Genomic DNA, 12,184 nt, shown 5'->3' with positions numbered 1-12,184 from the left:
GATGAGCGACCAGGCTGTCGGCCGGAGCCGGCGGCTGCGCACCGCCTTCGCCGCGCTTGGCATGCTGCCGGTCCTGATCCTTTTGGCTGCCGGCTTTCAGCTCATGAACCCGCGCTTTCTCACCGAGACCAATCTTCTGATCGTCACGCAGCAGTCGTCGATCAACATCGTGCTTGCGGCCGGCATGACCTTCGTCATCCTGACCGGCGGCATCGACCTGTCCGTCGGCTCCATCCTTGCCGCCTCGGCGATGGTGGCGGTGATGGTGTCGCTGGTGCCGGAGTGGGGCATGCTCGGCGTGCCGGCGGCCATTCTGGTCGGCCTCGGCTTCGGCGTCATCAACGGGCTGCTCGTCGCCTACATCAAGCTGCCGCCCTTCATCGTAACTCTGGGTTCGCTGACAGCCGTGCGCGGCGTCGCCCGCCTGCTCGGCCAGGACACCACCGTGTTCAACTCGGACCTGCCGTTCGACTTCATCGGCAACGGTTCGCTGTTCGGCATTCCCTGGCTGGTCATCATCGCTTTGTCGGTCGTGGTGCTCTCCTGGCTGGTGCTCAAGCGCACCGTGCTCGGCACCTGGATCTACGCCGTCGGCGGCAATGCCGAGGCCGCCCGCCTCACCGGCATCAAGGTGCCGCTGGTGCTGCTCTTCGTCTATGGCGTTTCCGGCCTTCTGGCCGGCCTTGGCGGCGCCATGTCGGCGGCCCGGCTCTACGCGGCCAACGGGCTGCAGCTTGGGCAGTCCTACGAACTCGACGCCATTGCCGCGGTCATTCTCGGCGGCACCAGCTTCGTCGGCGGCGTCGGCTCGATCTGGGGCACGCTGATCGGCGGGCTGATCATAGCGGTGCTCTCCAACGGGCTCATCCTGGCCGGTGTTTCGGACATCTGGCAGTACATCATCAAGGGATTGGTCATCATCGTGGCGGTCGCCCTCGACCGCTACAGGCTCCAGGCAGGAGCAAGAACGTGATTGACCTTAGTCGCCGGCGTCAAAGACCCGGTTTCATGTGTAACGCACCGTGAGAGGCGCGGGGCATCAGGAGGAAAAGAATGAAGACCATCGCTAAACTGCTCTGCGGCGTTGCCTTTGCGGCCGTCGCCATCGCACCGGCTTCGGCCAAGGATCTGAATAAGGTCGGCATCTCGGTCGGCCTGCTCGGCAACCCCTTCTTCGTCGCCACCATCAAGGGCATCGAAGACGCCGCCAGGAAGATCAACCCGAATGTCGAGGTGACGTCGGTGTCGGCCGACTACGACCTCAACAAGCAGGTCTCGCAGGTCGACTCCTTCATCGCCGCCGGCGTCGACGTGATCATGCTCAATGCCGTCGATGCCAAGGCGATCGCGCCGGCGGTGAAGAAGGCGCAGGCGGCGGGGATCGTGGTTGCCGCGTTCGACGTTTCGGCGCCGGGCGCCGACGTCACCGTGATGACCAACAACGTCAAGGCAGGCGAAGCGGCCTGCCAGTATCTGGTCGACCAGACCGGCGGTAAGGGCGACTATGTCATCCTGAACGGCCCGGCATCGTCGTCGATCCTGGAGCGGGTGAAAGGCTGCAAGGACGTCCTGGCAAAACACCCCGAGATCAAGATCCTCTCTGACGACCAGAATGCCGAAGGCTCGCGCGACGGCGGCCTGAAGGTGTTCCAGTCGCTGCTGACCCGCTTCGACAAGATCGACGCGGTGTTCGCCATCAACGATCCGACGGCGATCGGCGCCCAGCTTGCGGCCAAGCAGCTCAACCGCTCTGAGTTCATCTTCACCGCGGTCGACGGCGCGCCCGACATCGAGAAGGAACTCGCGTCCGGCACGTCGATGATCAAGGCCTCGGCCTCGCAGGACCCGTATGTGATGGCTGGCCAGTCCCTGCAGATGGCAGCTGAAGTGCTTGCCGGCAAGAAGCCGGCCGAGGCGACGGTGCTGCTCGACCCGCAGCTGATCACGGCCGAGAACCTGAAGGACTACAAGGGCTGGACCGCGGCCCGCTAAGCCTCCCAAGGCTGGTGCGGCCGGGATAACCGGCCGCACCATTTTTGTTTGAGCATCGTATCTTCCCAAAACCGGCCTCCACTTTTGGGCCCGATGCTCCCGCTCAACCGGAGACGATCATGTCGCGTATTGGAATCCATTCTTTCGTCTGGTCGGCGAGCTCGGCGCAAAGCGACCTCGAACGGACGCTGGCCAACACTAAAGAGGCAGGTTTCGACCTGATCGAATTCTCCTATCTCGACCCCGCCAATGTCGACGTTGGCGGGCTGGCCAGGCGCATCGCCGACCTCGATCTCGGCGTGGCGATCAGCATCGGGCTGCCGGCCGATGGCGACATTTCAAGCGCCGACAAGGCGATCGCCGCGCACGGCGTCGAAATCCTCGACAACACGATCGCGCTCACCCGCGATCTCGGCGGCCGCAAGCTCGCCGGCATCCTCTCGACCGGCCACGGATTGCAGACCGAGGCGCCGACGCGCGATCAATGGAACCGCAGTGCCGCCACGCTCGCCAAGGTCGCGGAGACGGCCAAGGCCGCCGGCGTCACGCTCAACCTCGAAATCGTCAACCGCTTCGAAAGCAATCTGCTCAACACCGCCGCACAAGGGCTGGCCTTCATCGAGGACACCGGCTCCGACAACATCTTCCTGCATCTCGACACCTTCCACATGAATATCGAGGAGGCCGATGTCGGGCTGGCCATCCGCCATGCGGCTGACAAGATCGGCTATGTCCATATCGGCGAGAGTCATCGCGGCTTCCTCGGCACCGGCAACATCGACTTCGCCGCGATCTTCGATGCGCTGATCGCAGTCGGCTATAGCGATGACCTCAGCTTCGAATCCTTCTCGTCGGAAATCGTCGACGAGAACCTGTCGAAGAAAACCGCCATTTGGCGCAATCTATGGACCGACAATATGGAGCTGGCCCGGCATGCGCGCCGCTTCATCGCCATCGGGCTGGAGACGGCGCGGCGCAAGGCCGAGCTTGTTTCATCAAGCCACCGGCCTTAGCACCACCCGACACGGGCGTGACGCCCAAGCATCACACTCAAAAGTGGGTACCGGTATTACGAAAATCCTGGGTCTTCGTTCCCGCTTGGCGATCCTCAGGCCAGTCCAAAACGCTCCACGGCACGCATGATGCCACGCAGTTCGGCGAGGCCTTTCAGTCGGCCGATCAACGAGTAGCCGGGATTTATCCTGGTCTTGCCGATATCGTCGGCAAGCAGATGTCCATGATCGGGGCGCATGGGAATGCGCCAGTCGGCGCGGCCTTCGTCCCGCCGTCGCGCCTCCTCCTTCATCAGCGCCAGGATGACGGACGCCATGTCGGTCGAGCCTTCCAGGTGCTCGGCTTCGAAGAACGAGCCGTCCTCTTCGCGCGTCACGTTGCGCAGATGCGCGAAATGGATGTGCGGCCCGAATTCCTCGACCATCGCGACGATATCGTTGTCGGCGCGGATGCCGTACGAACCGGTGCACAGCGTCAGCCCGTTGGCCTGGCTGTCGGCGGCGTCGAGGATGAAGCGCGCATCATCGGAGGTCGAAACGATGCGCGGCAAACCGTAGAGCGAAAAGGGAGGATCGTCGGGATGGATGCACATGCGCGCGCCCACTTCCTCGGCGACCGGAATGATCTCCTTCAGGAACCACGCAAGATTTTTCCGCAGTTCCGCCGGCCCGATCGCATCGTAGTCGGCCAGCGCCTCCTTCATCGTCTCGCGATTGTAGCTACGCTCGGTCGCCGGCAGGCCAGCAATGAGGTTGCGCTCGATCCTGTCTATCCGCTCGTCGTTCAGCGCCTTGAAACGCAACTCCGCTTCCCCGACCCGTGCAGCACTGTAGCTGGCCTCGGCATTCCTGCGCTTCAGGACGAAAAGGTCGTATGCGGCAAAATCGATCGCATCGAAACGCAGGGCGTAGCCCGTCGTTGGAAGCCGGTAGGCAAGGTCGGTGCGAGTCCAGTCGACCACAGGCATGAAGTTGTAGCAGATGGTCTTTATACCGGCCTTCGCCAGCGCGCCGATGGTATCCTTGTACCAACCCGCGTAACGCTGTCTTTCCGCCGAGCCGATCTTGATCGAATTGTGGACGGGAATGCTCTCCACGACAGACCATGTCAGCCCTTCGGCCTCGATGATCCGCTTGCGCTCCAATATGCTGTCGAGCGGCCAGGCGCGCCCGTCATAGATGTCGTGCAGGGCCGTCACCACGCCCGTCGCGCCCGCCTGCTTGACATGATCAAGCGTCACCGGATCGTCCGGTCCATACCATCGCCAACATTGTTCCATTGAGCTTTCCCTTTGCGGTAAAACAGAAGCGTATTGTCGGGCCATAATGGAAGTCAAACCAAAGCCGGCTGCCGACGGCCAATGTGGGAGTTTTCTATAATGAAGGATTTCGACGGCAAGATCGCTCTGGTGACGGGGACGACCGGGATCGGGCTGGCAACCGCCAGACGTCTCGCGGCAGGCGGCGGGGCGATCATAGCTTGCGGCATCGACCGCGCGGCCAACGCGGCGATGAGAGCGGAACTGGAAAGCTCCGGCGCCGAGACGCTGGTCATGGCAGTCGACGTCTCCGTGCCGGATCAGGTTCGCGACGCGGTCGCGGCCGGTGCCGAGCGCTTCGGCGGCCTCGATGTCATCGTCAATTCCGCGGCGGTCCATCCGTATGGAACCGTGACCAGCACCGATTTCGACACCTGGAACCAGGCGATGTCCGTCAATGTCGGCTCGATCTACCTGACCGCGCATTTCGGCATCCCGGAAATGATCAGGCGGGGCGGTGGGGCCATCGTCAACGTGGCTTCGGTACAGGGCTTCGCCTGTCAGCAGAACGTCGCCGCCTATGCCACGACGAAGGGCGCCATCCACACGCTGACGCGCTCTCTGGCGCTCGACTACGCGCGCTCCGGCATCCGCGTTAATTCCGTCAGCCCGGGTTCGATCCGCTCCCCGATCCTGGAAAAGGCGGCGCGCGGCGAGAATGGCACCGATGCCGATGTCGAGGCCGCCTACCGGCGCTTCGGCGAAGCCCACCCCATCGGGCGCATCGGAGAGCCGGAGGAAGTGGCGGAGCTCATCGCCTTTCTGTGTTCGTCGAAAGCCGGGTTCTGCACTGGTGCGGACTACAAGATCGATGGCGGCCTGACTGCCGGTATCGGCGTGAAGTAGCGCCTGCGCCGCGTTTTTTGAGCGGTCTTGTGTCTATTTCAGGAATTGACGAAAGCGGCGAAGCGAAAGACCAAACAGCGCGGTTCCGATAATCAGCAGCGCCACGAGCTGCGGCCAGACAACGTCGAGGCCCGCGCCACGGAACAAAACGGCCTGGGCCAACATGACGAAGTGCGTGTTTGGCGCGACGAACATGATGGCCTGGATGATCTCGGGCATGCTCTCACGCGGCGTGACGCCGCCGGACAATAACTGAAGTGGAAGCAGCAGCATCATCAGCAGCAGCCCGAATTGCGGCATCGAGCCGGCGATGGTCGCGAGGAAGATTCCCAGACAGGTCATGGCGAATATGTCCAGCGCCGCCCCGGTCATGAACAGCAGTGCGGATCCGTTCGTGGGCACGGCAAGCAAGCCTTGCACGACGAAGCCCAGTGAGAGGCCGGAAGCCACCAGCACGACGAGACCCATCGACCAAACCTTGCTCAGCATGATTTCGAACGGCGTTACGGGCATGACCAGCAGTTGCTCGATCGTTCCATGCTCGCGCTCGCGGATGAGTGCGGCGCCGGTCAGGGATGATCGACAGCATCGTGATCGAATCGATCATGTCGGAGATTGCGCCGAACCAGCCTTTGTTGAGTTCTGGATTGAACCGCGCACGCAAGTCGAGAGCGACCGGTAGGGACGTCTCGGCGCGGTAGCGATCGAGAAATTCGCTCACTTCCCCCGATACGATCGACTGGACATATCCCCCGCCGGTGAAAGCCTGCGACATGCGCGTCGCATCGACATTGAGCTGGATCGTAGGCGATCTGCCGGCCAGAAGATCGCGCTGGAAGTTCGGAGGGATGTCTAGTGCGAATGTGTCCACGCCGGAATCCAATGCGGCTGTCCATTTCGGGCTGCGAGATGAGCTTCGGCGCCGTGAAATAGGGGGAGTAGAACGCGGTCACGATGCGCGAGGATACCGGCGATTGGACTTCGTCGACGATCGCGATCGGAGCGCGGTTGAGGGTTTCGGGCATCGCCTTGGATGCTGTGTAGATCGCCAACATGAAGGCATAGGCGATCAGCACGATCAGCATCGGATTGCGCGCAAGACCGCGCAGTTCCTTGAGGCCAAGCTGGAGAATATTGACGAGGCCCATTTCAGCGAGCCTGCTTCCTGAGAAGGACTATTCCGAGGCCCAGCACAATACGGGAATGGCGATCAGGAGCGGCAAGAATGCGCTGGACAGATCGCCATGGAGCTCGGTCTGCCGCGTGCCGATGGCATCCTCCAGATAGCCTATGAAAGCCTCTTCCAGCGTTGCCACGGAGCGATTCTGGACGATCGCGGCCGGCGTGTCGGTGGCAACAACCTTGCCCGCATGCATGAGCGAGACGCGGTCGCAACGTTCCGCCTCATTCATGTAGTGTGTCGAGACGAAGAGCGTCACGTTCTGCTTGCGGGAGAGTTCGCAGAGTATCTGCCAGAAGCCGTCGCGGGCGACCGGGTCCACACCGGATGTCGGCTCGTCGAGGATCAGGATATCGGGGGAATGGATCATCGCCACCGCGAGCGACAGACGCTGCCGGATGCCGAGGGGCAGGGCGTCGGGAAGCGTGTTCATATCGCCGCCGAGATTGAAGCGCTTCGCCACGTCCTCGACCCTTAGCGGGATGGCGGCCGCATCCCGTGCCGAAGAGCCGGGCGTGGAGTTCGAGGTTCTGACGTACCGTCAGCTCGGAATAAAGGGAAAATCCCTGCGACATCTAGCCGACGCGCCGCCGAACCTCGATGTCATTCGGGTCTATCTCGCGCCCGAATCACCGAAGCGCTTGGTGAGATGATCCGCTTCGATGGCAACTTCGCCATTGACGCCCGCGGACCGGGGCGGGATCACCACCTGTTCGTGGCCGTCCCGCCTTTCTTGCGGAAGCAGTGCGATAAAGGCAGCGTCGATGTCGGGCGCGCCAGTCGCTCAAGCAGCTCCGCCGGCGTTCCCGAGGCCAGCACGCGCCCGCCGTCCATTGCGATCAGCCAGTCGAAGCGGGCTGCTTCCTCCATGTAGGCTGTAGCAACGATGACGCTCATGCCGCCACGATTGCCGGTGGTTGCGCGACTTCCTGTCGCGAGGCGCCGACATTCGTCTTGCCGGCACGCACCGGCCGGCGATGCGCCGCGTTTTCGGTGGACACAGCGAGCCAATCCCCGCGTAACACGCGCGAGTGCGCATAGTGCACTTGCAGCCGAGTCAACCGTCTGATTCCCTTGGCGAAGCTGGGCTGTCCTGATTCGCTCACTGTCTGAAGTCTTGCAGTGCGCCGGGAACAGCCTTCCACCGACCGCTGCGCTTGCGCATTCAAGGGGAGAAACGGCAAATGAACACCGCAACAAGGCCGGTAATCTCGGAGATGAGGCCCAAGATTTCCGTCATTGGCGTTGGCGGCGGTGGCGGTAACGCCGTCAACAACATGATCGCCGAAGGCCTGCAGGGCACGGAATTCATCGTCGCCAACACCGATGCCCAGGCGCTAGCCATGTCGAAGGCAACGCGGCTGATCCAATTGGGAGCGCACATTACCGAAGGTTTGGGTGCAGGATCCCTGCCCGAGGTCGGCCATGCCGCGGCCGTGGAATCGATCGACGAAATCATGGACCATCTCGCGGGAACGCATATGTGTTTCGTGACCGCGGGGATGGGAGGCGGAACTGGAACCGGCGCCGCGCCGATCATAGCGCAGGCCGCACGGAACGCAGGAATACTGACTGTGGCCGTCGTCACCAAGCCGTTCGTCTTCGAGGGCAACCGTCGAATGCATGCGGCCGATGAGGGCATCGAGCGGCTCCGCGAAAGTGCCGATACGGTCATCGTCATTCCGAACCAGAACCTCTTCAGGATCGCCGATGCCAAGACGACGTTCGCGGACGCGTTCGCGATGGCCGATCGCGTGCTCTACGCCGGCGTCGGCTGCATCACCGATCTCATCGTCAAGGAAGGACTGATCAATCTCGACTTTGCCGATGTGAAGTCGGTGATGCGCGACATGGGTCGCGCGATGATGGGAACCGGCGAAGCCACCGGGGAGGAGCGCGCCAGGAAAGCGGCCGAAGCGGCAATTGCAAATCCGCTTCTCGACGAAGCGTCCATGATGGGCGCCAAGGGCGTCCTTGTCTCGATATCGGGCGGCACGGACATGACGCTGTTCGAGGTCGACGAAGCCGCCACCCGCATACGCGAGGAGGTCGACGCCGATGCGGATATCATCGTCGGCGCCATTTTCGACAAGGCGCTGGCCGGAAAATTCAGAGTGTCCGTCGTTGCGACGGGATTGCGGCGGGGGCTGGAGATACCCCTGACGGCGGGCTCGGAAAACCGTGTGAATTGATCCGCGCCCCGCATGGCGGCGCCCGCGCTACGACTGAAACTCGGACGCTAGACATTTTTTGCAGCCAAGCGGAATCGCTCGGCGTCGCAGAACTGCTGCTAAAACAGATAGACAGAGCGGGACGCGCAGCTCAATCGAACGCATCCCGCTCTAGAGCTAGCTCTAGAGATCACCAGGTAGTGGTCGGCAGTCGCTTACCAAACTCGCAACTGTTGCAAGATGAACCTGTGGTTCAAGTTATCGATTTTGTCTTCGCCGCTCTTGCCGTGAAATTGCAACGCAGCCCAGCGCTCATGGCGCCGGCCGCGTGAACAGGGTGCGGAATAGCTTCTCCGCGCGCCGCAGGCCTTCATCTGACAGAATCACCGACTTCGCCTTGTTCGCGATCAACCCCTTCTGGTGCAAGCGATCCAGAGCATCCCAGTCCAACCTTCCAGGCGCGCCGCTCGTCATGCAGCGTTAGCCAAAGCAGGAAAGCAGGCCCAGAACGGCATCGTCGATCTTGTCGGTGTCCATCTCCATGCAGGCAATCTACACAAGAAGACGCCAAAACAAACAAACAAACCCCGGCAACCATGTGAGATTTGCCGGGGTTGGGTCGAGCCGGTGGCGGGGACGGGATTTGGCTTTCTCTGTCCGCGTCATTGGCTTTGCCTCCTGGAGATATTCTGACCAGGACAAGAATCAAGAATCAACCGGCCAGTACAGCCCAAATACGAAAACGGCCCGCACAAGGCGGGCCGTTTTTGTATTTGGTTGCGGGGACAGGATTTGAACCTGTGACCTTCAGGTTATGAGCCTGACGAGCTACCGGGCTGCTCCACCCCGCGTCAACCTTAGAAGTAAGCCTTGACTTACTGGAATCAAGCCTTCGCCAAATGAAAGGGCCGCTTGCGCGGCCCGAAATCCCGATGGCGGGCCTGTTCGTAAGGAGAAGATTTCAACAACGTGCGCTTGGCAGACCTGGCAGCGACCTACTCTCCCGCGTCTTGAGACGAAGTACCATCAGCGCTGGAGCGTTTCACGGCCGAGTTCGGAATGGGATCGGGTGCAGCCGCTCCGCCATAACCACCAGGTCGGCAAAACGCACGTTGCTCGAGAAGCTGTTTTCTGTGCCATCCATCTCGGCGCAATCCAAAGGATTGCCGCCAGAAATGGGCATAAGGAATGAGAACGATCAAGCCGATCGAACTATTAGTACCGGTAAGCTTCAAGCGTTGCCGCTCTTCCACACCCGGCCTATCAACGTGGTCGTCTTCCACGGTTCTCAGGGAATACTCGTTTTAAGGTGGGTTTCCCGCTTAGATGCCTTCAGCGGTTATCCCGTCCGGATATAGCTACCCTGCTATGCGGCTGGCGCCACAACAGGTCCACCAGAGATCCGTCCATCCCGGTCCTCTCGTACTAGGGACAGATCCTTTCAATATTCCTACACCCACGGCAGATAGGGACCGAACTGTCTCACGACGTTCTGAACCCAACTCACGTACCGCTTTAAATGGCGAACAGCCATACCCTTGGGACCTGCTCCAGCCCCAGGATGCGATGAGTCGACATCGAGGTGCCAAACAACCCCGTCGATATGGACTCTTGGGGGTCATCAGCCTGTTATCCCCGGCGTACCTTTTATCCGTTGAGCGATGGCCCTTCCACGCGGGACCACCGGATCACTATGACCGACTTTCGTCTCTGCTCGACTTGTCAGTCTCGCAGTCAGGCAGGCTTATGCCATTGCACTCAGCGAACGATTTCCGACCGTTCTGAGCCCACCATCGCGCGCCTCCGTTACTCTTTAGGAGGCGACCGCCCCAGTCAAACTACCCACCATACATTGTCCCGGACCCGGATAACGGGCCGCGGTTAGACATCCATAGTGATAAGGGTGGTATTTCAAGGATGGCTCCACCTGAGCTGGCGCCCAGGCTTCAAAGCCTACCACCTATCCTACACATGCCACTACGAATGCCAATGTAAAGCTATAGTAAAGGTGCACGGGGTCTTTCCGTCTAACCGCAGGAACCCCGCATCTTCACGGGGAATTCAATTTCACTGAGTCTATGCTGGAGACAGCGGGGAAGTCGTTACGCCATTCGTGCAGGTCGGAACTTACCCGACAAGGAATTTCGCTACCTTAGGACCGTTATAGTTACGGCCGCCGTTTACTGGGGCTTCGATTCAGAGCTTGCACCCCTCCTCTTAACCTTCCAGCACCGGGCAGGCGTCAGACCCTATACGTCGTCTTGCGACTTCGCAGAGCCCTGTGTTTTTGATAAACAGTCGCTACCCCCTGGTCTGTGCCACCCTCCCATGCTTGCGCATGAAAGGGTCACGCTTCTTCCGAAGTTACGCGTGCAATTTGCCGAGTTCCTTCAGCATAGTTCTCTCAAGCGCCTTGGTATACTCTACCAGTCCACCAGTGTCGGTTTCGGGTACGGTCTATAAGGAGGAGCTATTTCCTGGAACCACGCAGCAGCCCTTTCAATCCGATAAGATTGGACTACCTCAATGATCCGTCACTTCCTCCAGGCCCACGAATATTAACGTGGTTCCCATCGTCTACGCATTTCTGCCTCGACTTAGGGGCCGGCTAACCCTGCTCAGATTAGCTTTAAGCAGGAACCCTTGGACTTTCGGCGGGGGAGTCTCTCACTCCCCTTACGTTACTCATGTCAGCATTCGCACTTCTGATACCTCCACCACCCCTCACGGGTATGGCTTCATCAGCTTACAGAACGCTCCGCTACCGCTCGTATTGCTACGAACCCTAAGCTTCGGTGTATGGCTTTAGCCCCGTTACATTTTCGGCGCAAAGACCCTTATTTAGACCAGTGAGCTGTTACGCTTTCTTTAAATGATGGCTGCTTCTAAGCCAACATCCTGGTTGTTTTGGGATCCTCACATCCTTTCCCACTTAGCCATAACTTGGGGACCTTAGCTGTAGGTCAGGGTTGTTTCCCTTTTCACGACGGACGTTAGCACCCGCCGTGTGTCTGCCGACTAGTACTCCCAGGTATTCGGAGTTTGGTTAGGTTTGGTAATCCGGTGAGGACCCCTAGCCCATCCAGTGCTCTACCCCCTGGGGTATTCGGTCGACGCTCTACCTAAATAGATTTCGCGGAGAACCAGCTATTTCCGAGTTTGATTGGCCTTTCACCCCTAGCCACAAGTCATCCCGAACTATTGCAACAGTTATGGGTTCGGTCCTCCAGTAAGTGTTACCTTACCTTCAACCTGCTCATGGCTAGATCACTCGGTTTCGGGTCTAATGCGACGAACTGAACGCCCTGTTCAGACTCGCTTTCGCTGCGCCTACACCTATCGGTTTAAGCTTGCTCGTCACACTAAGTCGCTGACCCATTATACAAAAGGTACGTGGTGACCCTTGCGGGCTCCCACTGTTTGTAGGCAATCGGTTTCAGGTACTCTTTCACTCCCCTTGTCGGGGTGCTTTTCACCTTTCCCTCACGGTACTAGTTCGCTATCGGTCATGCACGAGTACTTAGGCTTGGAGGGTGGTCCCCCCAATTTCAGACAGGATTTCACGTGTCCCGCCTTACTCGAGGACGATGATTTGCATTACGCGTACGGGGCTGTCACCCACTATGGCCCTACTTTCCAGAAGGTTCCGCTTGTCTCATCATC

At 60.2% G+C, this 12,184-nt stretch carries 6 protein-coding genes, 1 tRNA gene, 2 rRNA genes and 3 pseudogenes (1 of these 12 only partly in view); 5 read left to right on the top strand and 7 right to left on the bottom strand.

Annotated features, from left to right (window positions below; all coding sequences use genetic code 11):
- The first annotated feature begins 1 nt into the window (after nucleotide 1).
- The 3 genes from AC0NID_RS10205 (at nucleotide 2) to AC0NID_RS10195 (ending at nucleotide 3,005) form a co-directional block, all read left to right on the top strand.
- Nucleotides 2–973 carry an ABC transporter permease subunit gene (locus AC0NID_RS10205; protein ID WP_473455522.1) on the top strand — a complete coding sequence of 324 codons (972 nt, stop codon included), beginning with the start codon at nucleotides 2–4 and terminating at the stop codon, nucleotides 971–973.
- Nucleotides 974–1,053: 80 nt separating this feature from the next.
- A complete protein-coding gene (locus AC0NID_RS10200) occupies nucleotides 1,054–1,992 on the top strand; it encodes an ABC transporter substrate-binding protein (protein WP_473455480.1) in 939 nt (312 codons plus the stop codon).
- A 119-nt stretch (nucleotides 1,993–2,111) separates the two neighbouring features.
- Nucleotides 2,112–3,005 (top strand): sugar phosphate isomerase/epimerase family protein, encoded by an 894-nt coding sequence (locus AC0NID_RS10195; RefSeq protein ID WP_473455481.1) that lies wholly within the window; start codon nucleotides 2,112–2,114, stop codon nucleotides 3,003–3,005.
- Nucleotides 3,006–3,100: 95 nt separating this feature from the next.
- Here AC0NID_RS10195 and uxuA read toward each other — a convergent pair whose 3' ends face one another.
- A complete protein-coding gene (uxuA, locus tag AC0NID_RS10190; protein WP_473455483.1) occupies nucleotides 3,101–4,285 on the bottom strand; it encodes a mannonate dehydratase in 1,185 nt (394 codons plus the stop codon).
- A 99-nt stretch (nucleotides 4,286–4,384) separates the two neighbouring features.
- Here uxuA and AC0NID_RS10185 point away from each other — a divergent pair, with 99 nt between their 5' ends.
- On the top strand, nucleotides 4,385–5,170 hold the full coding sequence (locus tag AC0NID_RS10185; protein ID WP_473455485.1) for an SDR family NAD(P)-dependent oxidoreductase: 786 nt from the start codon (nucleotides 4,385–4,387) through the stop codon (nucleotides 5,168–5,170).
- A gap of 33 nt (nucleotides 5,171–5,203) precedes the next feature.
- On the opposite strand, the pseudogene AC0NID_RS10180 reads toward AC0NID_RS10185, so the two are convergent.
- Together AC0NID_RS10180 and AC0NID_RS10175 are read right to left on the bottom strand one after the other, a co-directional pair.
- Nucleotides 5,204–6,318 (bottom strand): annotated as a pseudogene (locus AC0NID_RS10180) (ABC transporter permease).
- Between the two features lie 117 nt (nucleotides 6,319–6,435).
- A pseudogene (locus AC0NID_RS10175) lies at nucleotides 6,436–7,259 on the bottom strand (ATP-binding cassette domain-containing protein); the annotation flags it as partial.
- Nucleotides 7,260–7,534: 275 nt separating this feature from the next.
- On the opposite strand from AC0NID_RS10175, the gene ftsZ reads away from it, so the two are divergent.
- Nucleotides 7,535–8,542, top strand: a complete 1,008-nt coding sequence (gene ftsZ / locus AC0NID_RS10170) for a cell division protein FtsZ (RefSeq protein ID WP_473455486.1) — start codon at nucleotides 7,535–7,537, stop codon at nucleotides 8,540–8,542.
- A gap of 291 nt (nucleotides 8,543–8,833) precedes the next feature.
- Here ftsZ and AC0NID_RS10165 read toward each other — a convergent pair.
- The 4 genes and pseudogenes from AC0NID_RS10165 to AC0NID_RS10150 form a co-directional block, all read right to left on the bottom strand.
- Nucleotides 8,834–9,064, bottom strand: a pseudogene (locus AC0NID_RS10165) (DUF6429 family protein).
- Between the two features lie 231 nt (nucleotides 9,065–9,295).
- Nucleotides 9,296–9,372, bottom strand: a tRNA-Met gene (locus tag AC0NID_RS10160).
- Between the two features lie 131 nt (nucleotides 9,373–9,503).
- Nucleotides 9,504–9,618, bottom strand: a 5S ribosomal RNA gene (gene rrf / locus AC0NID_RS10155).
- Nucleotides 9,619–9,715: 97 nt separating this feature from the next.
- Nucleotides 9,716–12,184, bottom strand: a 23S ribosomal RNA gene (locus AC0NID_RS10150); it runs 329 nt beyond the window's last position.

The sequence above is a fragment of the Mesorhizobium sp. WSM4821 genome, assembly GCF_055901555.1.
The sequence above is the reverse complement of the archived record's forward strand: the minus strand, read 5'-3'. Positions and strand labels throughout refer to the sequence as shown.